21 protein-coding genes and 1 pseudogene are annotated in these 24064 nt (G+C 62.9%); 7 read left to right on the plus strand and 15 right to left on the minus strand.

Going from position 1 to position 24064, the window contains the following annotated elements:
- Positions 1 to 116: 116 nt before the first annotated feature.
- The gene (locus EKH55_RS10090; RefSeq protein ID WP_151611452.1) at positions 117 to 440 is read right to left on the minus strand and encodes a BufA1 family periplasmic bufferin-type metallophore; all 324 of its coding nucleotides are present in this window, start codon (positions 438 to 440) and stop codon (positions 117 to 119) included.
- A gap of 364 nt (positions 441 to 804) precedes the next feature.
- Between EKH55_RS10090 and EKH55_RS10095 the strand changes: the two genes are divergently transcribed.
- Together EKH55_RS10095 and EKH55_RS10100 are read left to right on the plus strand one after the other, a co-directional pair.
- Positions 805 to 1332 (plus strand): sigma-70 family RNA polymerase sigma factor, encoded by a 528-nt coding sequence (locus EKH55_RS10095; RefSeq protein ID WP_151611453.1) that lies wholly within the window; start codon positions 805 to 807, stop codon positions 1330 to 1332.
- The gene (locus EKH55_RS10100; protein ID WP_151611454.1) at positions 1332 to 1970 is read left to right on the plus strand and encodes an NrsF family protein; all 639 of its coding nucleotides are present in this window, start codon (positions 1332 to 1334) and stop codon (positions 1968 to 1970) included. Before EKH55_RS10095 ends, EKH55_RS10100 begins: the two co-directional genes overlap by 1 nt.
- A gap of 133 nt (positions 1971 to 2103) precedes the next feature.
- Here EKH55_RS10100 and EKH55_RS29735 read toward each other — a convergent pair whose 3' ends face one another.
- From EKH55_RS29735 to EKH55_RS10120, 4 genes are all read right to left on the minus strand, one after another.
- On the minus strand, positions 2104 to 2328 hold the full coding sequence (locus EKH55_RS29735) for a GDCCVxC domain-containing (seleno)protein (protein WP_083265489.1): 225 nt from the start codon (positions 2326 to 2328) through the stop codon (positions 2104 to 2106).
- A 41-nt stretch (positions 2329 to 2369) separates the two neighbouring features.
- A complete protein-coding gene (locus tag EKH55_RS10110) occupies positions 2370 to 2795 on the minus strand; it encodes a DUF983 domain-containing protein (RefSeq protein WP_151611455.1) in 426 nt (141 codons plus the stop codon).
- 190 nt (positions 2796 to 2985) lie between these two features.
- The gene (locus EKH55_RS10115; protein WP_151611456.1) at positions 2986 to 4380 is read right to left on the minus strand and encodes an aminotransferase-like domain-containing protein; all 1395 of its coding nucleotides are present in this window, start codon (positions 4378 to 4380) and stop codon (positions 2986 to 2988) included.
- A 73-nt stretch (positions 4381 to 4453) separates the two neighbouring features.
- Positions 4454 to 5206: a pyridoxine 5'-phosphate synthase gene (locus EKH55_RS10120; protein ID WP_151611457.1), complete on the minus strand. Its 753-nt coding sequence runs from the start codon at positions 5204 to 5206 to the stop codon at positions 4454 to 4456.
- 320 nt (positions 5207 to 5526) lie between these two features.
- Between EKH55_RS10120 and EKH55_RS10130 the strand changes: the two genes are divergently transcribed.
- Positions 5527 to 6225 (plus strand): DUF899 family protein, encoded by a 699-nt coding sequence (locus tag EKH55_RS10130; RefSeq protein WP_151611459.1) that lies wholly within the window; start codon positions 5527 to 5529, stop codon positions 6223 to 6225.
- A 55-nt stretch (positions 6226 to 6280) separates the two neighbouring features.
- Here the strand turns inward: EKH55_RS10130 and EKH55_RS10135 are convergent, their stop codons facing one another.
- The 3 genes from EKH55_RS10135 to EKH55_RS10145 are packed head-to-tail and all read right to left on the minus strand — an operon-like array spanning position 6281 to position 10507.
- Entirely contained in the window at positions 6281 to 8995 is a 2715-nt protein-coding gene (locus tag EKH55_RS10135) for a CoA-binding protein (RefSeq protein ID WP_151611460.1), read from the minus strand.
- A gap of 22 nt (positions 8996 to 9017) precedes the next feature.
- Positions 9018 to 10298: an ATP citrate lyase citrate-binding domain-containing protein gene (locus tag EKH55_RS10140; RefSeq protein WP_151611461.1), complete on the minus strand. Its 1281-nt coding sequence runs from the start codon at positions 10296 to 10298 to the stop codon at positions 9018 to 9020.
- Between the two features lie 20 nt (positions 10299 to 10318).
- Positions 10319 to 10507, minus strand: a complete 189-nt coding sequence (locus EKH55_RS10145) for a hypothetical protein (RefSeq protein WP_151611462.1) — start codon at positions 10505 to 10507, stop codon at positions 10319 to 10321.
- 715 nt (positions 10508 to 11222) lie between these two features.
- On the opposite strand from EKH55_RS10145, the gene EKH55_RS10150 reads away from it, so the two are divergent.
- The 4 genes from EKH55_RS10150 to EKH55_RS10165 all read left to right on the plus strand — a co-directional run bounded on the left by EKH55_RS10150 (position 11223) and on the right by EKH55_RS10165 (position 14288).
- Entirely contained in the window at positions 11223 to 12317 is a 1095-nt protein-coding gene (locus EKH55_RS10150) for a hypothetical protein (RefSeq protein WP_069461590.1), read from the plus strand.
- A gap of 385 nt (positions 12318 to 12702) precedes the next feature.
- Positions 12703 to 13395 (plus strand): MerR family transcriptional regulator, encoded by a 693-nt coding sequence (locus tag EKH55_RS10155; RefSeq protein WP_151611463.1) that lies wholly within the window; start codon positions 12703 to 12705, stop codon positions 13393 to 13395.
- A gap of 291 nt (positions 13396 to 13686) precedes the next feature.
- The gene (locus tag EKH55_RS10160) at positions 13687 to 13929 is read left to right on the plus strand and encodes a hypothetical protein (protein WP_069461589.1); all 243 of its coding nucleotides are present in this window, start codon (positions 13687 to 13689) and stop codon (positions 13927 to 13929) included.
- Positions 13930 to 13946: 17 nt separating this feature from the next.
- Positions 13947 to 14288, plus strand: a complete 342-nt coding sequence (locus EKH55_RS10165; protein ID WP_069461588.1) for an EF-hand domain-containing protein — start codon at positions 13947 to 13949, stop codon at positions 14286 to 14288.
- Positions 14289 to 14383: 95 nt separating this feature from the next.
- Here the strand turns inward: EKH55_RS10165 and EKH55_RS10170 are convergent, their stop codons facing one another.
- The 7 genes and pseudogenes from EKH55_RS10170 to EKH55_RS10200 all read right to left on the minus strand — a co-directional run bounded on the left by EKH55_RS10170 (position 14384) and on the right by EKH55_RS10200 (position 23913).
- Entirely contained in the window at positions 14384 to 15238 is an 855-nt protein-coding gene (locus EKH55_RS10170; protein ID WP_069461587.1) for an NAD(P)H-binding protein, read from the minus strand.
- Positions 15239 to 15338: 100 nt separating this feature from the next.
- Positions 15339 to 16025 carry a hypothetical protein gene (locus EKH55_RS10175; RefSeq protein ID WP_151611977.1) on the minus strand — a complete coding sequence of 229 codons (687 nt, stop codon included), beginning with the start codon at positions 16023 to 16025 and terminating at the stop codon, positions 15339 to 15341.
- 29 nt (positions 16026 to 16054) lie between these two features.
- A complete protein-coding gene (locus EKH55_RS10180) occupies positions 16055 to 17230 on the minus strand; it encodes a gluzincin family metallopeptidase (protein WP_069461586.1) in 1176 nt (391 codons plus the stop codon).
- Between the two features lie 37 nt (positions 17231 to 17267).
- Positions 17268 to 18035, minus strand: a complete 768-nt coding sequence (locus EKH55_RS10185; protein ID WP_151611464.1) for a TfuA-like protein — start codon at positions 18033 to 18035, stop codon at positions 17268 to 17270.
- Positions 18036 to 18043: 8 nt separating this feature from the next.
- Entirely contained in the window at positions 18044 to 19180 is a 1137-nt protein-coding gene (locus EKH55_RS10190) for a YcaO-like family protein (protein ID WP_083265488.1), read from the minus strand.
- Between the two features lie 61 nt (positions 19181 to 19241).
- Positions 19242 to 22305, minus strand: a pseudogene (locus EKH55_RS10195) (ATP-binding protein).
- Between the two features lie 480 nt (positions 22306 to 22785).
- Positions 22786 to 23913, minus strand: coding sequence for an ATP-dependent DNA helicase (locus EKH55_RS10200; protein ID WP_069461617.1), 1128 nt, complete (start codon positions 23911 to 23913; stop codon positions 22786 to 22788).
- Positions 23914 to 24064: the final 151 nt, after the last annotated feature.

The following is a 24064-nucleotide window of genomic DNA, read 5'->3' on the forward strand; positions in this document are numbered from 1 at the left end:
GGGTCTACTGCGTGTTTCCTGTCATCGACCTCGATTTAGGGACAAAGACATGCAGCAATTCAAAGTGCTAGAGCGGTGACGCGAACGCATGCGCATCCCGCTCCAGCGGTTGCGGCTTAAGACGGAACGTCGCGCGAAAGCGGCTCCATCGAGCCCATGCGGCCGCCCGGCAGTTCCATCGTCGTGCAGGTGCCGCCATCGACGAATTTCCAGGCATTGCCCTGGTAATCGACGGTCGAGGTGGCTTGGCAGGTCGTGCCCGGGCCGGCTGCGCAGTCATTCTGCCCCGCCAGCGCCACGCCGTAGCATTTCTCCTTGCCGGCATCCATGGCCGCCTTGACTTCGGCTTGCGACAGCGGCGCGGCGACAGCAAAGGATGACACGGCGGCCGCAACGGCGCCGGCCAGCATTGCCGAGTTGATCGAGGATTTCACAGACATGAGACTCTCCTGTTGATGGTTGTGGCGCCTCGCTTTCGGGGCCACGCAAAGCCTCATTCGTCGCCGATGCGGATGATGTTACATGTGCCCGTCTACACACATTCGTGAGCGCGAATTCGCAGGAATTCACCGCTACGTGCCTTGACTCCAGCTAGGCCCGCAAGCGTGATCGGCCGCCGCATGACACCGGGACCGCCAGTCTTCGCAAAGAACCGGGTCTTCGCCAAAATTTGCTGTAGCGCTCGTTCCAAAGTGGAGCACGGGACAAAGACATGCGGTAGACATTGCCCTTCCCGCGCAATACGCGGAAAATTGGGGCGGCGATGTAACAATCGGCGAAAGCCAGCGAATTGGGAGGAAGAAGGTGGACGACAAGGATCTCGCCGGACTTTTCCGCCTCGCCCTCGACGGCGACGAGCGGGCCTATGGCGATTTCCTTGAGCAGGCTGCGGAGCTCGTCCGCGCCTGGGCCCGACGGCGGACGACCTTCGGCGGCCTGGATCCGGAAGACATCGTCCAGGAAACCTTGCTGGCGATCCATATCAAGCGCCACACCTGGCGGAGCGATGGCCCCGTGATGCCGTGGCTCTATGCGGTTGCCAGGCACAAGCTCGTCGACGCCCTCAGGCGGATGGGGCGGCACTCATGGATCGAAATCGGCGAGTTGGAAGGTCAGCTTGCGGCCGAGGAAAGCGAGACCGCAATGAGCTGGGAGATCGACCGGGCACTCGAGACGCTGTCGCCCGGCCAGCGCTCGGTGGTGACGGCAATTTCGCTTGAGGGGCGCACGATAGCCGAGGCGGCAAGAAGCCTCGACATGAAGGAAACGGCAGTTCGCGTCGCGCTCCATCGCGGCCTTGCCGCCATTGCCAAGAGATTTGGACGCGACTGATGGAAACACAGGAGCTTATCAAGGTACTTGCGGCAGATGCCCGGCGGAGCGGCGTGCCGATGGCACTCGCCTGGTCCTTGGCTGCCTGGACTGCCGTCGCCACGGCCGCGATCGTCTTCTTCCTCCTGCTCGGCCCGCGAACGGATATCGCCAGCGCAGCGGAAACGGTTCGCTTCCTCTTCAAATTCGTCGTGACGACCGCGCTTGCGGCAAGCGCTTTTTCTCTCCTGCGCGCCCAGTCCCGACCGGAAACGGGCAGACGCGGATTGCTGCCCGGTCTCGCCATCGCGCCGGCGCTGCTGTTGGCGGCCGTCGGTGCCGAGCTCGCAGTCCTACCGCCCGGCACCTGGTCCGCGAGGCTCGTCGGAACCAACGCTTTCGTCTGCCTGACCTTCATCCCGCTGATCGGCCTCGGGCCGCTGGCCCTCATGCTCATCGCCCTGCGCCACGGCGCCCCGTCCCGTCCGAGACTGGCGGGTGCCATGGCCGGATTGACGGCCGGCGGTATCGCCGCGACCTTCTATGCCGCCCATTGCACCGACGATTCACCCCTGTTCGTGGCCACCTGGTATACAATCGCAATCGCCATGTTGACGCTGCTCGGCGCGGTTTGCGCGCACCGCGTCGCCCGCTGGTAGCCGCTACTGCATGTCTCCTTTAATCGACCTCGATTTAAGGACAAAGACATGCAGCAGTTCAAAGTGCTACAGCGACCTTTGCGCGTCTAATTAGACGCGCGGCGCCGTAGAAGGATCGGGAAAGTAAAGCGGCCTACGGCCGGCAATTAGGCGAGTGCCGGCGCGCTCGCTCGTCCTGTATCGGCGGGCACGGCAGGGAACCGTAGGAACAGAATACGCAACAATCCCCCTGTTTCGGCCGGAGCAGCAGGCCGCAGTGCTTGCAGGTGTAAAAATGCAGGCAGGCATCCGTCGGCATGGTCTCGGCCGATCGATGCCCGCAGGCTGGACAGGTCAGGATAGAGATCAATTCGCTCATGCGGAATGCCCTCTGCCACCTCCGCATGATCTTACTTCAAATCACCGCACTGCGCCGATATTCGTTCGCTCAGACGAAGGTGCGGCTGCTTTCCGCGCGACCTTGCCTTCCTCGGCCTTGTAAAAGAACTGGCTCGCAACCAACCAGCCCTTGAGCGGCCGGAGCGGCGGAATGCAGGTCAGCAACATGAAGGGGCCGGTCACCAGCAGGTGCACCCAAAGCGGCGCGCTGTATTGCACCTCCAGCCAAACGCCGAGGAAGACGCTCGGGACGCAAGCGAAGCAGATGACGAAGAAGGCCGGGCCGTCCGCCGGATCGGCAAAGGAATAATCCAGACCGCAGACTTCGCACTCGCGCTTGAGCTTTAGGAACCCCTCGAACAGGTGACCCTCGCCGCAACGGGGGCAACGGCCTCGCGGGCCCGTATGCAGCGGCGACAGGGGTGGCCACTCTTCGGTTGAAGACATCGCTTTTCCTTTCAAAGAATCTGGCAGCGCATAGCTCACAAACCCGCGACGGAACCCCACGTTCCACGTATCCATCCTTGGCGCGCCAACTCCCCGCAAGAAAGCCATACAAAACATACATTGTCAAAGCATTGTATGTATGAGGGGCTGCGACAATTCCGCCCGCGAGCGCGTGGTGAACACACTTGCTCTAAACGACGAGAGTGAGAGCCGCAGGGGACTGAACGGCAAGATCGGCGATGATGCGGAGGCTGCGCTGCAGCTCGATCCTCGTCTCGGCAGCGCCGAGGCCGACACGGACGGCTTCCGGCGGTTTTGAAACGGCAAAGACATCGCTTGCGACGACCCCTACGCCGCCCGTCCGCAGCCGCGCCGTGAATTCGCCGCGCGTCCAGGCAGGCGGCAGCTTCAGCCAAAGATGGAAACCCTCGCCGTCGGAAAGATATTCCGCGCCGGCAAAGGTCCCGGCCGCGATCTGCTGACGCAGTCGCGTCTCGCGTCGAATGGCCGTCAAAACGTCTTCAGCCACGCCGCTCTCGATCCAGCGCGTGGCAATCGCCGCCGAAAGGGGCGAGGCCATGCCGGCCGTGGCCCGCACCGCGCCCTCCAGCCGAACGGTGGAGATCGTCTCCGGCACGACGAGATAGGCTATCCGCAGCGCCGGCGAGAGGCATTTGGCGAGCCCGGCCACGTGATAGACGAGATCGGGGGCAAGTGCGGCAAGCGGCGGCACGGGCTCCGTCGGCAGCGCACCATAGGCGTCGTCCTCGATGATAGGAACGCCGTGCCGACGGGCGATCGCCACGACGGCCTCGCGCCGCTTCAACGGCAATGTCGCCGTCGTCGGGTTGTGCAGCGTGGGGTTACAGTAAAGCGCCTTCGGCCGATGTTCGAGGCACACCGCCTCGAAAGCCTCCGGCAAGAGGCCATGCTCGTCCATCGCGACGGCGGCGACATGAATGCCGAGATGGGCTGCCAGCGAGCGCAGGCCAGGATAGGTCAGCGCCTCGGCACAGATCCTGTCGCCCTTGGAGGCGAGCACGCTGACGATCGCCAGCAACGCGCCTTGCGCTCCGGGACAAACCAGCACGCGCTCGGCCGCCACTTCAACGAGCCGCGGCTTCAGCCACCCGGCGCCGGCGGCCCGGTCTCGCATGGCGCCGCCGACCGCCTGATAGCGCATCAGCAGGTTCAAGCCCTGGTCGCCCTGCAGCGCGGCAATGTCTCGCCACATTCGTTCCGCAATGGCCGGTTCATCGAAGAGCGGCGGCAGGTTCATGCTCATATCGACGAGGCCGCCGGGCACGCTGCTGCTGCGCCCGGCCCGGGCCCGCACATAAGTGCCCTGCCCGACCCGGCCCTCGATCAGGCCGCGGCGGCGCGCTTCGTTATAGGCACGACTGACGGTGGTGAAGTCGATGCCGAGCGCCTTCGCAAGCGCCCGATGCGGCGGCAAGCGAACCCCGTCCTTGAGCTTGCCGGCCGCAATGTCGCTGGCGATCGCGTCCGCAATTGCCAGATAGAGCGGTCCGCTCGCCTGCGACAGCGCCGGCAGCCAGGAAAGATCGGTGAGTTCCGTCTCCATTGCCAAGCCCCGGTTTCGATAATGTATGGATATTGCATGGATAAGTTAGCACCGCAAGGCGATAGTCAGCGGATCAAACGGCCTCCCCGCAGGCGCGGCGGAAGCGGCGCACGGTTTCGGCCATGCCGTATTCCAGCGCGTCGGCCGTCAGCCCGTGGCCGATCGAAACCTCGGCAAGCGCGGGAATGTGGGCGACGAGCAGCGGCAGGTTCGCGACCGTCAGGTCGTGGCCGGCATTGACGCCAAGACCGAGTTCAAGGGCGATCTCCGCCGTGCGGCCGAGCTCAACGGCGATTCGCTCGGCCTTTTCCGGATCGTCGTAGCAGCCGCCATAAGGCCCGGTATAGAGCTCGATCCGGTCCGCCCCGGTTTCCCTGGCGATCCTCAAAGCTTCCGGGTCCGGATCGCCATCGGAAAAGACAGAGACGCGAAAGCCCTTCTTCTTGAGCCGGGCGACGACATTGCCGAGCAGATTGTGGTTCTTGCGGAAATCCCAGCCGTGGTCGGAGGTCGCCTGCGCCGGATCGTCCGGCACCAGCGTTACCTGCTCCGGCTCATGCCGCTCGACGAGTTCCAGGAAGCTCTCGTTCGGATAGCCCTCCATGTTGAACTCAGCCTCCGGGAATTCGTCGTCGATCAGGTCGCGGATCGGCTGGAGATCGGAGAAGCGGATGTGGCGCTGGTCGGGACGCGGGTGAACGGTGAGCCCGCTCGCCCCCGCCGCAAGGGCAATGCGGCCGAGGCCGGTCACGGACGGCCAGGGAAGATCACGCCGGTTGCGCAGCATGGCGACGGCATTGAGATTGACGGAGAGTTTGGCGGGCATGACGCAACCTTTGCTGAAGCACCCCGGATACGGGGCAAACCTGGATTGGGGTCGGAACCTGTCAACAGCCTTCTACCGCAGATTTTTCCGAACCGGAATCGCCATCGGTGTTCCGCTTGCGGGATTCGCCTTTTGACAAAAGGCAATTGCGTTGATATCAACCTTAATGTATGTGAAGACTTCGATCGGACGATCCTGCCTTTCAGCGCCGCGCGTCTTTTCAGACGCGCAAAGGTCGCTGTAATTCTTTGAAACCGCGCATCGCGCTTTCCGAAAATCGGGTACGATTTTTCGCGCCGATGTGCCAGAGGAGAGCAATCATGCAGGCATTGACCCCCGCAAGCGAGCTGGCCGCCATGAACCGCGCCCAATTTCCAAACGAGACTGCCGAGTACCGGCAGGCGCGCAATGCGCTGCTGGCCGAGGAAATCGAGCTCAGACGCCACATCGAGCGGGTGGCAGAACTGCGCCGGCAATTGCCTGCTGGCGGAGAAGTGACGAAGGCCTACCGCTTCCAAGGCGAGAACGGACCGGTGACGATTGCCGATCTCTTCGGCGACAAGGCGACGCTGATCATCTACAGCTACATGTTCGGACCGCAGCGCGAACGGCCCTGCCCGATGTGCACCTCATTCATGGCTTCGTTGGAAGGCAAGGTGCCGGACATCGAGCAGCGCGCAGCCCTCGCCATGGTCGCCCGCTCGCCGATCGAACGTCTGGTCGAGGCCAAGAAGGCGCGCGGATGGACGCAGCTCAAGGTCTATTCCGACGGCGACGGCAGCTTTACCCGTGACTATGTGAGCGCCGAGGATGCAGACGTTCCCGGCTACACCGTCTTCACCCGCAGAGACGGGAAAATCCGACATTTCTGGAGCGGCGAAATCGGCGGCGAGATGGCCGACCCTGGGCAGGACCCGCGCGGCGCACCGGATCTTGACCCGCTATGGACCCTGCTCGACACCACGCCCGAAGGCCGTGGCGCCGACTGGTATCCGAAGCTGAATTACAACGGCGGCTAGGGTTGGCAGACAGTTATGTGAAATCCCACGAAAGTCGGCTTAGCCTATCGGTACTTCAAACCACGAATGCGCACAGTTCCTGGGGCGTCCGCGTGTCCATGTTGCGTCCACGATTGAGATGGTCGTCGATCTCGGCGGCGGCACCGATCATCCGACCGTAGAGGAACACGTTGAACGCGGCGGTCTCCAGGTCCCGTTCGCTCAGAGCCCCCGATCGGTAATCCTTCCAGAGGATCGCCAGCAGCAGTGCCGCGATCACAGCGTCGATGTTGACGCAGAACACGTAGCGCGAGGCACCTGTCTCGTAGAGGGCCTGCACCAGCGCTCGGTAGAAGGCGTGGAAGACGTTATAGTCGCCCCGCGCGGACAAATACTCCGCGATGAACTGCTCGCGGGGATCGTAATTGACCGGCTTGCCCCTGAAGATCGGATGATGGACTCCCGGCAGGGCGCGAGGCCCGTCAGATCCCGCCTCCTTCGCATGGCGCTTGTCATGCTTGTATTTTTCCGCGAAGGCCAGCGCCATAGCCTTCAGGTCAAGGCCATGGCCGGGATCCGCCGGATCCTTCAGGTCCACGCCCCTGAACTGCTCGATGAGGAAAGCCATGCCTTCGAAGCCGTTGCCACCATGACTGTAGCCGCTGTGGCTCAGGAAACCGACCATCGCCTTGTTGATCTGCACCCGATCCGGGGTCTGCGGACCATCTGCGGCGACCGCGCCTTTGGCACCCTGCGCAGTGATCGAACCCGGACCGTTCGAGATCAGGAGACCTGTCAAGATCTGCAAGGGCCGCACTTCATCCTCGGTCGGCTTCTTGCCGGTGAGGGCCAGGAACAGGAACTCGGCCATCGTCCAGCGGCCGAAGCGCTCGTCGCGCGGGATTCCGCAAAGACTACCGCGTCGGTGATCCCGGCCGGGGATCGAGGCGCCGATCATCACGCCGTAGAGTCTCAGATACCAGGGCAGCGTCTCCGCCGTCAGCCGGGAAATCCGTTTGCGCATCAACGGCCCCCAGGCGATGGTGGTCGATATCGCCGCCAGGATCGCATCCCGCGACAGGCGGCCGCCAAGGGACTCAAGCAATTTCAGGAAGACCGAGCGGCCGCCCCGCTCATGGACCGCTTTGAGCATGGCCTCCGGCCGAGGATCGTTCGCTTCGGCTTCGGTTGCGAGAAAGAGTGCGCGGGTCTCATCGTCGACCGCGATGACACCGATGTCGAAACTTTCGTCGCGACCGTCCAAAAGGCCGGAATGCGCAAACAGATCGATGAGCCGTGCGCTGCAGGCGAGTGTGCGTTCGACACGCTTCGGACCGATGATGGCAGTTGCCGCCGCCATGACCGTGTTCGGTGAATTGCCTGCATCCCGCGCGGCATCGGCCGCTGCCAGCGCGGGATCGCCGACGAGGTTTATTTCGGCGGCGACCGCAATGTCGAGCATGGCCCGATCGTTCTCGGTCGCGATCTCATGCACAAGCGGGAGTGCGAAATTCGCTTCGAGCGGCTGGAGCGCGAGATCGAGCACCGAATAGCCGTGCACACTCGTGACCTGCGTCCTCGGGTCCATCACGGTAGCCCCGGACTTGTCCTTCATGTTCTGGCGCGGGATCACGGCGCCGACCTGACTGCGGAGCCCCTTGATCTGTTCGTCATAAGGAGAGACCGCCTCGACCGTCGGAAGGTCCAGTTCGACCGGAAGATCGAGCCCCTGGTCGTTGGCGATCCAAGGCTTGAGCGCGAGGTTGCCGCGGGGCGCAAAGTCCGGCGCCTCGCCGTGGAGGCGCATGACTGCGCTAAGAGCTGCCGGGATGTGGGCGATATTCGTGACAACGGCGCCCCTGGCGGAGACGACAGGGTATTCCGGCGTAAACAGCGCGTCGACGCCGAAGGCCTCCATGAACCAGCGCTCCTTTTCCTCCGCTCGGTCGCCGGAACCGGCAAGCGCGCCGGCATGGCCCACGGCACGGGTCAGCTTCGACTTCCAGCGTCCGACGACGCAGGCGACGACCGGTTTGCCGAAGTCGACGTCGTGCTCGTAGTAGCCGCCGGGCTCCGCGTAGAGCACGGCCGCCTTGCTGCGGGCATCGTTCTTGAGCGCATGGGCAAAATCGCGCGCGGCATAGTGGATGTATACGTCCTTGCCCGACGAGATGAGAGTGGTCGTGCCCCACCCCTCGGTGCCGAGATACTGGGCGATCGTCGTGGTGAAGCCGCCCGAGTTCGAGAAGATCGCGATCGATCCCTTGAGCAGGACCTCGTCGGGATGATCGCCGCCGAGCGCGCCGCCAATCCGCACGCGGTTCCAGGAGTCGGCGACACCGAGACAGTTGCCGCCGATGATGTCGATCCCGTTTGCCTGTCCGAGAGCGCGGATCTCACGCGCGTCGTGCACCGAAATCTTCTCGGTGATCATGACGATTTTGCGGAGGTCGGGATTGACGCGGATCAGTTCTGCGACACCGTCGCGCACGCCTGACGGCGGCAGATAGACTACGCCGGTATTGAAGGCGAGGCCGTCGGAAAGCCCCTCGCGCACGTTGTTGTAGACGGGGATGTCGCCGACCGGCGTTGCCAACCTTTGACCTCGGCGCCCCGGCGAGGTGCCGAACACCACGTTGCCCCCCGAGAAGGCGTGGCTCACGGGGGTCACCTGGCGCGACTCGCCGCCGAGGATATTGAGCACACAAACGCGATCGGTTCGTGTGGCCACCTCGTCGAGTGAGTCGAGGCCGAGATAGTAGGGAAATCCTTTGATGCCCGTCTTGTGCATGGAGAGACCTCAGCGCAGGAACTTAAACAGGGGATTTTATGCCGAGCAATTGACCGATCTCGACCCGGCCGCCCGCCTTCATCCAGGTATCGACCTTCTTGGCGTAGTTCACGACCTCCGAGATGGCACTGTCGAAGCCGAAGAAGCGGTAGGGAAGGTTCAGGGAATCGCAGGTCTCGGCGAGCGCGCCCATACCCCGCACGAGGTTCGGGCCGCCGCGGCCGACAACTACGAACAGGGGCGTCGGCCCGTACTCGCTGAAATGCTCGCGCAGCGCGTCGCCCATGGCGCGAAAGGTCTCGTGGATGTCGGTATTGTTCGACTTGCCGCCGATGATGAAAAGCACGTTCGCCTGGCGCAGCCAGTGCTTGTAGCAGATGCGCGCCACCTCCTTCATTTTCTCATAGGGCGGATTGCCCCCGAAATCCGAGGAGATGATCGCCGCCTCGCCCAGCACCTCGGTGACCAGCGAGTTGGCGCCGCCGCCAAATGTCGGCGCCAGAATCGTGCCCTTGTCGTTGATGACGAAGACGTCGGATTGGCCCTGATGCGTGCGCAACTGGTTGACCTCCTGCTCGAACTCCGAAGTGTCGGCGGTGAACAGATGGTCCGGCAGGCCGAGGCGCTGCCAACGCGGGTCGTCACGATCGAACCCGCATTTGAAATCGCAGGCGACCGGTGTCAGCCGCCCCTCCCGCCCGGGTCGCATGCGGATCGGATTGAGCTCGAGCGTGGTCATGCCGTAGTGGTGCATGAGTTCCCAAAGTCTCGGCAGGTACTGGACCAGCGGCGAGATGACCTCCTTTGGCGCGCCGATATCGGAGAGCGCATTGGCGACCACGAAGGCCTTGAGGCCTGTCAACGCCTCGAACGGCACCTGCGCGACGCACCCGGCGTCGACGTCTTCGATGTCAACGCCGCCCCTATGGGTCAGCGTCATCGTCGGAGCCCGGAACTCGGTCGAGTCGGTGATGGAAAAGTAGATCTCGTGATCGGCCGGCACGCCGCCCTCGAAGGTGACGCCGTTCGCCTTCGCCACCGCATTTTCGTGGCGGTGCTCGACGAAATAGAGGCGCTCCTTCTCGGCAAGTGCGGTCTTCAGATCGGTCGCCTTGCCGATCAGGCCCGATTTGCCCTTCTTGCCGATGCCGCCCTTGAACAGGGGCTTGATGAAGATGAGCTTGTGGCGGGCGATCAGCGCCTGGATCTCGTCCTCCGTCGCTCCTGGACCAAGCACCTCCGACGTCGGAAACTCGACGTGCTTGAGCAATTTGGAGCCGTACAACATGCCGGTGATCTGCATTGTCGTTCTATCCCTTGCGTTCAAACCCGGGTTGCGGGCCTTGCTGCGGTGCATTTGACGTCCCCGCCGACGTGACCGGCGGCCGCCTCGGAGATAATCCGGGTGTCGACAGTGTTGGTGCCGATGTCGTTGTGGCCAATGATGCGGGAAAGTTTCTCGGCGAACGCATCGAGCGCTGCCTCTGCCTGCGACAGCGTCGGTCGCGGCATCAATGGGTATGCGGCCTTCCTTCTTGGCCGCGGCGCGAACTCATCGCCGGCCGCGCGTGCTGACCTCGCCGCGCAGGACGTGATCGCAGATCTCAATTCAAGAGCCAGGATAAATGCTGTCAATGCCTCCTCCCTTTGGCAGTGACGATTTTCCGGGAACGTCTGACCGGGCAAACTGTATAAGCGCGGCCGCGGCGTCGCCCCGGAGGACACGCCATGACTGGAATGCGATCAAAGGCTTCCCCGACCGGGGCCGTGCCTCCTCGGCAACATGCGGCCGTTCTCCCTCAGGGATTTCGATTTTCGACAGCAGATAGAGGATGCTGATGGCCCGCCGCAGTACGACGCCGCCGGCCTTTGGATTTTGATCTCCTCGCTGCTACTCGATCCCCCTCCCTGCGGAATTCACAATGCATGATAGATTGGAAATCTGTCACGATCCTGTCACCGCCGAGGTCAACCTGAAGCAGCCGCTCGCGCGTGAAATAGTTCCGTTCTCGGCACTTGCTGTCGGTCGCACTTGCCCCCCAAAGACGCCCCGACAGCGCCGGATCGATCTGCCTCGCTTCATTTCAGCAAAAGCTGACATTTCTTCACCGAAACCTGACAACCACCATCTTTGGGTCTAAGTTTCGAATCAGGTTAAAGTTGCCTGTTTTTCGGAAACCCGAGCCTTTGTACCGGCGTCCTGCCACATCTTTTTCGGAGCCCATCGATGATGTCAGCCGAAAGGCCCTGCGACGAGACGATCCGGTCGGCACTCGCCCGGATTCTCGCCAGCGACGGCTTTCAGCGGTCGGAGCGGCTGCGCGCCTTCCTCGCCTATGTGGTCGAAAAGGAGATCGTCGGCGAAGGTGCGCAGTTGAAAGGCTATTCGATCGCGGTCGATGTCTTCGGCCGTTGCCAGAGCTTCGACGCCGACAGCGACCCGCTCGTGCGCGTGCATGCCGGCAAACTTCGCAAGCTGCTCAAGGTCTTCTATGAGAAGGAAGGTGCCGAGGAGGAATGGCAGATCGCCATCCCGAAGGGAACCTATGTGCCGGAATACCGGCGCCGGCGCGAACCGGCCGCCACGCCGCCGCAACCGACAGGCGTAAAGCGGCGCCCCGGCCGGCGCGGCTGGCAACCGCGCCCCTTCTCCTCTCCCTGGGCGGTGCTGTCGGTGTTGCCGCTGCTTCTGTTCATGCCGCTGCCCTCACCGGAGGTGACGCTCGGCATCGAGGCGGAGGCGAAGCTCGCGAATGGCTTGATGGCAAACGTCCGCGGGCTCCCTTCCGTCAGGATCGGCCTGGCCGGCCGGCAGCACGGGATCGCCAAGCAATACGCCGCGGCACTGCGCACGGCCGCCCAACGCTACGAGACGCTTGCGCAAGCCAATCCCGACGGCACGACTTCGGAGCCCGCGGCCGTGAACCAGGCCCTGTCTTTTTCGGTGATCGTCGCCTGGCATGACGGGTCGGAACCCGGCCTGCGCATCACGCTCCGTCACGACGGCGAAGGCATTCCGATCCGGGAGGAATTCGTGGCCGCGCAAAAGCTTGCGAGCGAGGCCGATATTCACTTCGAGATCACCTCGCTGGCCGCACGGCTTTTTGCGCTGGACGGCGAGATCTATGCCCACGCCGCCGTGGAAGGTCTCGGAAGCATCCTGATGGAATGCATGGCGGCCACGGCGCGCTACAAGAAACTGTTGACGCGCGAGAGCTTTCAACGGGCTTGGGACTGTCAGCAGACGCTCGGCCCTCTCAAGGGCGACGAGCCTCTCTTCATCCTGTCCGCCCGCGGAGCGCTCGGACAGGGCGGCCATTGACACCGCCTGCCGGCGGCGCGCCTCGCGCCGTGGTTGAACCATGGATTGCCTGCCTATAATGCAACCAGAACATGAATCGAGATGATGAGCCTGTTCTTTTTGTTGATTCGCGCTTACGGTGAATTCGTATTGCTTATTTGAGTGCCTGGGTTGCTCGCTGGAGCTTGGTACGTTCATCCGAACGCGCACGGGACTTCAGTCCGGCAGCGCTCGGCGTCTCGTTGACGCCAGCCTGAGGGCAAGCACATCGGTCTGAAGTATCCGTGCTCCGTGCACGATGTGCCTCGCGAAGCAAGCAGGTCGGCGGCAACGCCGGACGAATGCTCGGAGGCGGGGAACATCGCCCTCACCCTCCGGCTAGAGCGCTTTGAACGGGGACATGGTGATGCCGCAAGATTCATGGAAACAAGATTCATGGAAGCATGCCGGTCATACGGAGCAACCCGGCCAGGCCGGATTTTTGCCGAAGCTCTCCGTGCCCTGTCCAGGGACGGACGAGCGGCTCGCCATCGCCGACATGGCAGAGGCCTTCGGCGTGACGCATCGGACTTTGCATTTCTATGAGGAGAAGGGGTTGCTCAACGCCGCGCGACTCGGTCCCATGCGCGTCTACGACGGGGCGCATGTCCGCCGCATGGCCGTGATCAACGCCTGCCGGGAAATCGACATGCCGATCGCCGCCATCCAGGAATTGATGACGGGCCTCGACGGAGCAAAAAGCCAGGCGGAGGCCGATGGCGTTTTCGAGACCGCGTTGCGCGCCCGCCGGCGCGAGCTCGCCGCCCAGCAGTCGATCCTGCGCCGGCAGATGCAACGGATCGCGGAACTCCTCGAAACCGCCGCGAACGGATGCGACGACGTCTCCGCCAGCCCGGATGTACATCTCTCGCCGATCGAAGCCGAATGCCTCGGCTTCATGGCCGAGGGCTACCCGGCCACGCGCATTGCCATGCTCATGGACATGGACCTCAAGGCCGCAGTCACGCTCGAAGCCGGCATCATCCGCAAGTTCGAGGCCCATAATCGCTTCCAAGCGGTGTCCAAGGCGGTGCTCGCCGGCATGATCGCCGCGGAATAGGGGAAACCAAAACCTGCCCGCCTGCACAAACCACAACGATCTGTCGCAATAATTGACGAACGGAAAAGCGCCGATGAGTTGTCATTGCCCCCTGGCGGCAGTAGCATTCGCGCGGATCTACTCGTCTTTGACGAGGATCCGGCATCTCTTGTCAAAGAGATGCTTCCGACCGGGCCGAACACCCTCCCACAGTTCGACGGTCATGCTCGGAAGCCTATTTCCATCCGACGCCATTCAATGGCGCCTCCGGCGATCTGCGTTGCATACGGACGGATATACTTGGAGGAAATGATGAACAAGCGCACGATAGCTTTCATTCTTGCAGGCGGCCTTGCCCTTTCCGGCTGCCAGTCCGCGACTGTCTCCACGGGTAGCACGGGAAACGAATTCGCTTGCATCGCCGGAACGGTCGGCGGCGCGGTCGTCGGCGGCCTGGTCGGGGCGACCATCGGATCCGGCACCGGTCAGCTCTGGGCCGTCGGCAGCGGCGCTACGCTGGGCGCCGCAGGCGGCAATGCATTGACCTGCATGTGATGCGAGAGACTCGGGCGATGAAGGGCGCAATCCTGCTGGCGGCATTCGTCGCTTTCAACACGGCTGCGGCGCAGGCCCAAGCCATGAACCAGGGCCAGATGGATCGACTCGACCGCGACCGGAACGGTGCGGTCGACCGGTCCGAATACCAGGCCTTCATGACCTCGGCCTTCGCCAATCTGGACAAGAACAAGGACGGCAGCCTCAGCCGCGAAGAGGCGGCACAGACGCTGAATGCGCAGCAATTCGCCGCCACGGACGCCAATGGCGACGGCAAGATTACCCAGCAGGAATTCCTGAATCGCGTGATGGCGGATTTCGAGGCCGCCGATCGCAGCGGTGACGGCAGCTTGCAATAAGAGAGTGACGGCGGATTGGACCGCTCGCCGTCGTGCCTGCCTTGCCGCGCGTCCTGTCCGGCGCAGAGTCGCTGGAGCCGAATGAATGGGCGGCGTCAGGTCGCCGGTCGCGTTCTCATCAGAAAGTCCTCGAAGCGCGTGGCGGGCCGCCCCAGCAATCTCTCGACATCGCCGCAGACACGCGCATAACGGCCCTCTTCGATCGATTTGCACAGGCTCGAAAAGGCGTGGGGCCAAGGGTCCGACATCTCGCCCCAGGCCCATGCGAGATAGTCGGCCGGCAACGAGGCGGTGTATCGGATCGGCCGACCGAAGACGCGGGCCGCCGCTGCGGCAATTTCCTCGAACGAACAGGCGATCGATCCGGTCAATTCATGGATGGTGCCATCGCGGCCCTCGGCGGCAACAGCGGCCATTGCCTCCGCCACGTCGTCGCGGGCGATCGGCGCTACGCGAGCGTCTCCCACCGGCAACGCCATTTCGCCGCTTGCAAGCGCCGGCCGGATCCAATGCGAGAGGATGAGATCCGCGTAAAGACCGCACCTGAGGATCGTCCATTTCATCCCGGACGCAAGCAGCCGGCGTTCGGCGTCCCGATAGACCGGTGTGAAGTAGAATCCCGACGACGCCTCGATGTCGATGATGCTCATGAAGATGACGTGGCCGACACCGGCCGTCGCCGCCGCGTCTATGACATTCGCGTGGTGGCGCATCACCGCCCGCGCATGCCCGTCGCTCGCGACGAATACGAGGCGATCGACGCCTAGAAAGGCCCGTTCGAGGCTCGCCGGCTCGTCATAATTGGCGATCCGTATCGGCGCACCGGCATCTTCGACCTCGGCCGCCCGACCGAGATTGCGCACCATCGCGGAAACCGCGTGGCCTCCTTGCGAGAGCCGCCGCAACACGGCGCCGCCGACGTAACCCGAAGCTCCCGTCACCAGGATCATGGCCGATCTTTTTCCTTCGGCGCTATTGCCATATGGCCGGCAATAGACCTGATAATTATGACAAATATTGCCGCATCACGCGGCTTGCAAAGGGCCTATTTCAATCGCGATGGCGTTGCGGTGCGAGCGCCATGGTTTGCGCGTAAGCCATCGGTGAGCGGTTGCCAGGCATGTTTTCGTCGAGCACCAGGGTCTTGATATTATCCGAGCGGACGTCAATCGCTATGACAGACTCAAGCTTGTCGATCTGCCACACCGCATAGCCGAGTTTCGCCTCATATCCGCAATCGCATCCGCAATCGCCTTGCACGATTTTTCTCGGAGAGACAGGCAAGAACATGATCTGCGGTTTCGGTAATTTGTAGCAATGGCCTTCGTAGGCGTAGCCGTATATTACGCCAATGCTCTTCAAGTCATCTCCATCGCCCCCAGCGCAACCAACTTTAGTATTGAGATGTACGGGCAATGAACAAACCTCTGAACCGTGGAACAGGGCCAACGTAACCCTCTCGCCGTCGGCGCCAATAATCGTGTCAGCCACGTAATCCGAAAAAATCTCTCTCGCAGCCACTGCCGCTGTCTTGTTATCCGTCCCGGCAAGCGTTTTTTCTGAAAGCCGAGCTTCCAACCGCTCGTCAACGACCTTATTGTCAACTTTGAATATTGAGTGGCACGCAGCAGGACGACCATATAATCGCACTTCACCGGGGCGATAGGTGTCGTATTCTGGGTCAGGCAATTTCTCTTGAGACGTACCGACGCCGGGATTTCCGCAACAGTCGCTCATCATTCCCTCCTCAAATAGCTCATCTCCAATCAAATGATCTCACGCCACACAAAATTGGATTCCAGCCGTTCGGCCGCCGCGTCGCCCGCCTTGTCGATCACGGCGCTTGCTGCCTGCGCCAAAGTCAACATGTTGGGATCGAGCGTCCGCAGCGAAAGAGCAAGCGCCTGCCCGATTGCATCGCGAGCATCCGTCAGTGCCCGCTTGAAAGTGAGTGGCTTGATCCCGAAGGCATCCGCCGTCGCCTGACGAAAGCGGTCGAATTCATCCCGCGCAAGCTCCCGGATATCGAAATCCAGGAGGCTGCCGTCAGCGCAGCCGTTCGCGACGAGATCGCGATGATAGAGATCGACGATGCTGTCGAAGATGGCTCCGATGAACGGAAGCGCGCGGTCATGCACTTCGCGGGTAACCGCGTGCATTTGGCGGAAATTGGTTGCCAGGCGGATCTGGGTCTCGGGACTCGTTTCTGCGAAGCGGTTCAGTTCGTTGTAGAGCAGAAGATTGCCTCTCGTTCGCCGAAGAAGCCGGTCGATCGCGGAATCGAAATGCAGGAAAGAAATCAGCGACACAATGTCCGCGAACGCTTCGGAGAACGAAAAGAAATCGTCGTCGCGCGGTATCCCGCTCGGAATACCTGTCTCGGACAGCATTACGAGATGCCCGACTTCGTGAGCGATCGTATCGAAATTCAAAGCGTAGGGCCGCCTGATGCCATCGACTTCGGAGCAGCCCAACTCCAGAAAGCCGTAACCCGCCTGTGCGTTGTCCCAATCCACGAAGGCGACGATTTCGAGCCTTGGGAACCTCTGATCGAAAAACCACCGGATCGGTCGGCCGAGATAACTCTGCCAGATGTCGAGGACGAAGCGCACGCAGGCATAGGCGTGAACTGCCAGAAATGGCCGTGAGCCCGGAACCATGTTGTCGAAGTGGCGGTCCGGGCCCGGCCTTGCCGGCGGGCGCCTCTCCCCCTCGAACGGCGGAAACCGGTCGAAACCGTATGGTTGCTTGTCGTAGGCAGGATCCACCACATACATCGTCACATCGCTGGGACCCGCGCCGATTTCGTCACGTGGTATCGACAGCCAGACGCGGTCCGGTTGCTCATATCCGGGAATGAAGGGCGGTTGCGGGTAGATCCAGAAGCGCGTTCCGAGACGCGCATTTGCGGATTCGAGGGAATCGTCCCGAAGCAGACGCATCGCACAATTGCCTCCCCTCGATCGGAACATCCGGCAATTAGGGATTCAATTTATAAGTGTTCACTAAATTTGAGTCAATGCCACTCGCCTCGAGATCCCGGATGAGGGTGTTCGTCGCAAGCCACGGTTCGGGCGCATATGCGTGCTTCCATTGCATCGCCAGGCTTGGCGCCGTGCGCAGGGCAAGGAGCGCATCGTGCCTCTTCTGCCCGTGAATTTCCTTCCGCACCTGCCTGATCCTGTCTTCCGGCCACCCCGCCGTCTGCATGACCGCACCGATGGACCGTTCGCGAAAATTCATCGCTCGCGCGATTGTTGTGAGCAGGTGGCGCTCGGCCGGCGTGATGAGCTTGCCGTGCATCCACGCGGAAAAGCTCCGCTGGAGATCGATTAGGGAGTCCGTCAGAGGCAGAAAGCCAAGCTCCGCAGGCCCGGAGTGGACGGCGACCGCGTCGTCCGGAGCAAGCTGCCAGCGCCGGTACCACCGGTAGATCAGCCCGACGCCGACCATGCCGAAGGCGTTGAGTTCCGCGGCTCTGAGCGCGCCCATGCTGGCAGCGCCGATCACCGCGATCCCCTGTGCCATCGCCCAGAGGATTTCCTTGTGGCGAACGGCCGGCCGATCTTCGAACTGCCCGTCGATCAGCACCATGGCGCGGGGACGAAAGGCATGAGTGGCCAGCAGCATGTCCCCTTGCGCGGCGGGCTGCAGATAGACAGCGTCGAGCACAGCCTCGGCTTCGGCGAGACGCAGCGTCGGGCCGAGAAAAACGAGGATGGGACCGTCGACTTTTGTTTCGGCCATCTGAACGCTCATCGCAGACGGAAAAATGGAGTAGCGCCAGGAAGGACGGTTCGCACGCACCGCACACCCGTTTCGTCATCCGAACCCACGGGCACGGCCAGTATCGGCCCCAGGCCAGCGGATGTCACCCTCTCCAACAACGAGGCGAGATCGCTGATCACGGCCGGCGTCTCAGTTGCCGCGACCGCCCCAGATGGCGCCTCGAGGATAAGTTGGCGCGCCGTGGCAACGACGGCGTCGGTGCTTTTTCTATAATGCTTTCTGGTTTGATCGTCGCGTGCGCCGGAAATCGCACCCGCCCGCGCCGACAGCGCCTCCAGCATTGCGGTTGACGCCGCCGCAGAAAGGCTCGGTCCGGCCGAGTAACCTTCCGTCGGAAGCGCCAGGATCGGCACGCCGGGACCCATCTCGATCGTCTGGCACCACACGACCGGGACGCCCGTCGGCGAAGGCGCGAGCCACAGGCCGGAGGATATTCCGCGGAGCGCGGTAGCCGAAAGGATCTGATCGACCCGATCACCAAGCCCGGTGGGGGCAATTCGCATCCGGTCGAAGAAGCCGTGGGTTGCAAAGGCGCGGGCGATGGCGTCGCGCTCGATGCACTCGAATAACCCATGCAGGAATGCCCGACAGCCATCCATATGGCAGGCGAGGCCCGTAGTCGTGCGCAGGAAAAATCCATCATGGGCGGGAGGCGGATCGGTGTAGCAGGTATGCACCAGTTCCAGGGGAACCGGACACCTCGATCCGCTGATAACATCGACGCCGACAATCCAGGATATCTTGCTTGACCGCCAGTTGCCCTGCCGCTCGGCCAAGAGAAGATTTTCGAATAGCCCGTCGGCGATTTCGAGTTCGTCGGCGGTGGCGAAAAATATCTGCTCCGCCGGAATGGACTCGGCATAGTAGCGTTCAAGCGCTTCCATGATCGCTCCGATAGCTGCCTCCGCTGTGGAGTGCCCCCGCCCCAGGGACGTGACTTCGGAAAGAGCGGCGGGCCGAACGGCCTGCACGACCGGAAGCCCGACTCGGTCGAGCCCGGTCAGGTCGCCGATCCGGGTTATTCGCGCGCGACGACAGAGGGTGAGAAGCGCATGGAACCGGTGCTCCACGTCTTCAGCAGTTTGGTCTTCAGAGAGAGACATGTGTAGGTTTGAAACGATCGCGGCATGTAGATCGGCAAGCGCACCATTCAGGCGCAATGGATCAGCTCCTGACAACAACACCAAGCTCCTGGATCGAACGTCTGGCGCGCTTGAGGAGGGCTTTTGCCCCCTGGCATTGCGCAATTTCAACGGCTGCGCTCAGGTCGGCAGCAAGCGCATCCTTATGTGTGCCGGCCCGAGCCTTGAGCAACGCCCGGCAACGGTGCAACTCCGCCAACCAGTAGGCATGGCCGGATTCCTCCGACTTGGCGATTGCTTCGTCGGCCACCTCGATGGCGCTCGCAAAACTTCCGGCACGCCCCAGCAGGCTTGCATGCATGTAAAGGTAGATCGGCAGATCCGCGACGGCGCCGAGGCCTCTCAAAAGCTTCAATCCGTCACGGAATCGCTTGTGACCGCTTGCAAGATCCCCCCTGTGCGCCTCCGCCCACCCGCCGCACAGAAGCGACAGACCGGACAGCGACTGCATCCCGTGCTTTCCGGCAAACTCCGCCATGCGTTCCGAGATTTGGGCGAGATGTTCAAAATCTTCCCGATAGAAGGCGGAGACCGCCTCGGTGTCGAGCGAGTGCGCCTTGCTCGGGACGTGGCCGATCCGATCGACGAACGAGATCATCCTCCTGAGTGCCGCATCCGATGCCTTCGTCTGCCCCGTCAGCCAGAGGGAAAGCGCCAATTGTCCGAGACCGCAGACCTTCGCGTCGTGGCCGCCGAATTCCGTCCGGCTCTTCTGCGCCCGTCGCAGATCATAGAGCGCAAGGCCAGCCTTGATCGCCTCCTGCGTCTCCCGGTGCCGTCCGAGATTGAAATCGATCGCCCAGATGCAATGGTTGACCTGAAGCTGAATCTCCGGGTCCTCGGTCTTTGCCAGCATCGACTGCACTTCCAGGGCGCGGTCGTGCATGACGCGGAAATCGGAGCCCGTAAGCCACCAGCCCCAATAGATCGGGAACCATTTCGATTGCTCCTCCATCGGCTGCCGGCGGGCGATTTCGACGCCGCCTTCATAAAGCTTGCGCGCGGGCGGTGAATTCAGGCCCACAAGTCCGGTGAGGATCGGCCCCAGTGCCGTCAGCGCCGCAAGCTGCCGTGACTCGATCTGGCGTCCCTCGCCACACCGGCCGCAAAGGTCGAGAGCATGTTCCAGATATTGCCGCGCCTCTGTCATCGCCGAGCGGCTCGAGCTTTCCTTTCCGGCCGCTATGTACAGGTCGACCGCCTCCTCAAAGAGCCCGGCTCGCTCCGCATGCTCGGCCAGCCTTCCCGTATCGACCCACGTCGCCACGGCGCGATTCTGGCTGACGGCGCCATAGAGGCGCCGGTGCAGTACCTGGCGCTGCTTGCGCAGCAGCGCGTTATAGATCGTCTCCTGAACCAGCACGTGGCGAAAACCGTAGGCGATGCGCCCGGGTACCCGGACGCGCGTCAGGAACCCGGTCTCGCAGAGCGTGTCGGCCGCGGCTGCAATCGCCTTCTTGCCGAAGTCGGGCAGCAGCGCGCGAAGCAGCGGCAAGGTCACGTGCGTGCCGGCGGCGGCGGCCGCCCGCGCCACGTCGCGCGCCGAGCCCAGATGTTCGAGCCGAGCGTCGAGGATCGCTTCGAATGCCGACAGATGCGCCGGCTTGACGCTCTCCGAAAGGCTCTTCCTGCCGGCGTCGACATTCTCGGCGACCCATTGGCAAATCTCCTCTATGAAGAGAGGAACGCCGCCTGAAATCCGTTCCGTCACCTCAAAGAGTTCGGGAAGCGCCGCCAGCCGGTGCTGCGGCCACTTGGCCTCTATCGCCAATCTCGTCTCGCCGCGGTCCAGCGGCCGCAGCGACAGGCGCGTGGGGTCTGCCGCCTCCAGCCATTCCGAGGGCTCACCGGGACGCGAGGTCACGACGAGGAAAGCGGGATACCGATGGATGATACGGGCGGCCTCGCCGAGCAAGTCGCGGGATGTCGGATCGATCCAGTGGATGTCCTCGACGGCGATGACGACCGGCCCGTTTTGGCAGATCGCCTCGAGGGCCTGATCGACGGCGCGATATGCCTTCTCGCGGATCGTGCTGGGGCTGTCGTTCTGCAGGACCTGGCTCCGCCCTTGTGCCCCGAGCAGATAGGCAAAGATGTCGACGACGTCCGCGTCCACGATGCCGTTGCGCTCGAAGAGGGCCTGCACCGCCGCAGCCGTGGGGCCCATCTGTCCGGTTTCGGAAGGCAGAATGTGCAGCAGCGGATGCAGCGTCGAGCGCAGCCCGCCCGGGAGGCATTGGAAGAAAAGCAGCTTCGTCCGCCGGTCGCGCGTCCGCCTGCGCAGTTCCCGCAGCAGCCGCGACTTGCCGATCCCCGCCTCGCCCTCGAGCAGGGCAACCGCCCCGCGCCCGCTCAACACGCCGTCCCACAGGCGGGTGATGGCGGCCAGTTCGCTTTCACGATTGATGAGGGGGCCCGCAACCCTGCCATAGGCATAGAAACGGTCGACTTCGATCTTGTGCCCCAGCGCACGCCAGACCTTCTCCGGTTCGGCGAAGCCCTTGAGTGTCTTGCTGCCCTGGAACACGAAGGCATGCGAACGTCCGGCAAGATTGCGCGTGTCCTCGGAAACGAGAACGCTGTTGGGGTCGGCGATGGCCTCGAGCCGGGTGGCCATGGCGAGCGCGGCGCCCGTCACCGGCTCTTCCATCCCGCCTTCCTGCGACGGGTCGCGGACGAGCGCGATGGACGTGGCGATGCCGACGCGAACGCCCAGATCGTCCCGTCCGCCCTCGCGGCCAACCCGTTCGCAGGCATCGACGATCCCGAGCCCCGCCCGGATCGCGAGCGAGGCGGAATCCCTGGCGTCGAGCTCGACCGGGAAAAGCCACGCCACCATCGCCAGCCTCGTGTTGAATGACGCCGGAGTGAGAAGCGATCGACTGCCTCGCCGCCCGCTGAAAAGCGGACATCAGCTCCTGGTAGTCTTCAATGTCCATGAGATGCAGGAGATCGGTCGACCCGACGAGATCGTAGCAGAGCGCCGTGACGATGCGCCGCTCCCCGCCGGGCGCAAAGGAAGTGCCCGCGCGCCTTCCGCGCCCGGCCGCTCGTCGTGGTGTCTTGATCCCGCTTTCGCGCAGCATGCACCACCCCCGCCTTCCGCGACACAACCGTAGTTCGGCGCGCGGCATCCCAGATTTAAACAGTATCGCTTTCTCGTAATACTTTTTTCGTTGTTGACCTGAATGGGCTAGCAACCGCCGATATTGCAGTCAGAGGCTGACGGTCGAACGGACCGATGTCAATCGGCGGCAGGTTGCATGCAACCGCTCGCTAGCAATCAGGCGCAAGGCAGGTACGTTGCGGCAAGCTGCTTCCCCAGGGGAAGTTGCTCCCCAGAGCACGACAAAGTGCAAAAAAGTCGATCCCCCGGGCCGTTCAATTGCCCCTCATCCGGCCTGCCGGCCACCTTCTCCCCGCAGGCGGGGCGAAGGAAACTCGCAGCACCCTCCAGTTCCCTCTCCCCGCCTGCGGCGAGAGGGCTAGGGTGAGGGGCGGCACCTTCGGGTCGCTATGGCGCACACCACCAGAAGGCAGACTTTTCAGGGCTTTGCCGGCGCCCCTCACCGGACGATCGTCAACCGCTCTGCCGCCCGAGTGATCGCCGTGTATAGCCAGCGCTCGCGGGTGTCGCGGAAGGCGAAGCTCTCGTCGAAGAGCACGACATTGTCCCATTGCGAGCCCTGCGCCTTGTGCACCGTCAGGGCATAGCCATAGTCGAACTCGTCGTAGCGCTTGCGTGTGGACCAGGGTATCTCGCCCTCGACATCCTCGAACGCCGCCTTCAAGAGCTTGATCTTGGCAGCACCCCGATCCATGTCGTCGTCTTCCGGGCGGATCATCAGGTTGATCCCCGGCTTTACGGTTTCCTTCGACGAACTCATGACCTGCCAGAGCGAACCGTTGAGCAAGCCCTTGGCCGGATCATTCCTGAGGCAGACGAGCTTGTCGCCCGATTGCGGATAGTCGCTGGTAAAGCCCTTCAGTTCGCGCAGGCGCTGGTTGTAGCGCCGCCGCGTGCGGTTGGTGCCGACGAGCACCTGGTCGGCCTCCAGCACCAGCGGCTGCGTCACCTCCGTCTTGGAGATCACCTGCGCCGTGCCATAATCGCCCCGCACAATCTCCCTGCCCTCGCGCACATGCATGGCTAGTTGGATGATCGGGTTGTCGCGGGCCTGCCGGTGGATATCGGTAAGCAGATAATCCGGCTCCTGATTGGTGAAGAAGCCGCCGCCGGATACCGGCGGCAATTGCCCCGGATCGCCAAGCACGAGGATGGGCGTGCCGAAGCTCATCAGGTCCTTGCCGAGCGCCTCGTCGACCATCGAGCATTCGTCGACGATGATCAGCGCCGCCTTTGCGACCGGGCTCTGGCGGTTGATGGCGAACATCGGCGCGACCGAAGTCTTGCCGGTCTGCTCGTCCTCAACCTCCTCCTCACCGCGGGGCCGGTAGATCAGCGAATGGATCGTCTTGGCGTTGCTGGCGCCCTTCGAGCGCAGCACCTGCGCGGCCTTGCCGGTGAAGGCGGCGAACAGGACCTCGCCGTCGACATGTTCGGCGAAGTGCCGCGCAAGCGTCGTCTTGCCGGTGCCGGCATAGCCGAACAGCCGGAAAAGCGGCGAGCGGCCTTCCTTTAGCCAACGCGAAACGGCCTTCAGCGCCTCATCCTGTTGCGGAGCGAACTGCATGCCCTGCAGTGTCAGGATTCGGGGGCTCGGCGCAAGCCCGGATTCGGACATCTTGTGGCTGGCCAGGATTGGAGAGGTCGGTCGAAGGAGACATGCGGCAAGGGCGCGCGGCACTGTGATTTCGAAAAAGGCGCTCACACGGAACATTCTG

The sequence above is a fragment of the Sinorhizobium alkalisoli genome (assembly GCF_008932245.1).
Classification (GTDB): Bacteria; Pseudomonadota; Alphaproteobacteria; order Rhizobiales; family Rhizobiaceae; genus Sinorhizobium; species Sinorhizobium alkalisoli.

Coding starts and splice junctions, on each gene's coding strand:
- EKH55_RS10155 (WP_151611463.1), top strand. CDS start 12,703: ATGCCGCAAGATTCATGGAAACAAGATTCATGGAAGCATGCCGGTCAT.
- EKH55_RS10145 (WP_151611462.1), bottom strand. CDS start 10,507: ATGCCGCGACCGACGCTGTCGCAGGCAGAGGCAGCGCTCGATGCGTTC.
- EKH55_RS10170 (WP_069461587.1), bottom strand. CDS start 15,238: ATGATCCTGGTGACGGGAGCTTCGGGTTACGTCGGCGGCGCCGTGTTG.
- EKH55_RS10110 (WP_151611455.1), bottom strand. CDS start 2,795: ATGTCTTCAACCGAAGAGTGGCCACCCCTGTCGCCGCTGCATACGGGC.
- EKH55_RS10175 (WP_151611977.1), bottom strand. CDS start 16,025: ATGAGCGACTGTTGCGGAAATCCCGGCGTCGGTACGTCTCAAGAGAAA.
- EKH55_RS10185 (WP_151611464.1), bottom strand. CDS start 18,035: ATGGCCGAAACAAAAGTCGACGGTCCCATCCTCGTTTTTCTCGGCCCG.
- EKH55_RS10115 (WP_151611456.1), bottom strand. CDS start 4,380: ATGGAGACGGAACTCACCGATCTTTCCTGGCTGCCGGCGCTGTCGCAG.
- EKH55_RS29735 (WP_083265489.1), bottom strand. CDS start 2,328: ATGAGCGAATTGATCTCTATCCTGACCTGTCCAGCCTGCGGGCATCGA.
- EKH55_RS10160 (WP_069461589.1), top strand. CDS start 13,687: ATGAACAAGCGCACGATAGCTTTCATTCTTGCAGGCGGCCTTGCCCTT.
- EKH55_RS10200 (WP_069461617.1), bottom strand. CDS start 23,913: ATGCAGTTCGCTCCGCAACAGGATGAGGCGCTGAAGGCCGTTTCGCGT.
- EKH55_RS10150 (WP_069461590.1), top strand. CDS start 11,223: ATGATGTCAGCCGAAAGGCCCTGCGACGAGACGATCCGGTCGGCACTC.
- EKH55_RS10090 (WP_151611452.1), bottom strand. CDS start 440: ATGTCTGTGAAATCCTCGATCAACTCGGCAATGCTGGCCGGCGCCGTT.
- EKH55_RS10140 (WP_151611461.1), bottom strand. CDS start 10,298: ATGCAGATCACCGGCATGTTGTACGGCTCCAAATTGCTCAAGCACGTC.
- EKH55_RS10100 (WP_151611454.1), top strand. CDS start 1,332: ATGGAAACACAGGAGCTTATCAAGGTACTTGCGGCAGATGCCCGGCGG.
- EKH55_RS10180 (WP_069461586.1), bottom strand. CDS start 17,230: ATGCGTCTGCTTCGGGACGATTCCCTCGAATCCGCAAATGCGCGTCTC.
- EKH55_RS10120 (WP_151611457.1), bottom strand. CDS start 5,206: ATGCCCGCCAAACTCTCCGTCAATCTCAATGCCGTCGCCATGCTGCGC.
- EKH55_RS10190 (WP_083265488.1), bottom strand. CDS start 19,180: ATGTCTCTCTCTGAAGACCAAACTGCTGAAGACGTGGAGCACCGGTTC.
- EKH55_RS10135 (WP_151611460.1), bottom strand. CDS start 8,995: ATGCACAAGACGGGCATCAAAGGATTTCCCTACTATCTCGGCCTCGAC.
- EKH55_RS10165 (WP_069461588.1), top strand. CDS start 13,947: ATGAAGGGCGCAATCCTGCTGGCGGCATTCGTCGCTTTCAACACGGCT.
- EKH55_RS10130 (WP_151611459.1), top strand. CDS start 5,527: ATGCAGGCATTGACCCCCGCAAGCGAGCTGGCCGCCATGAACCGCGCC.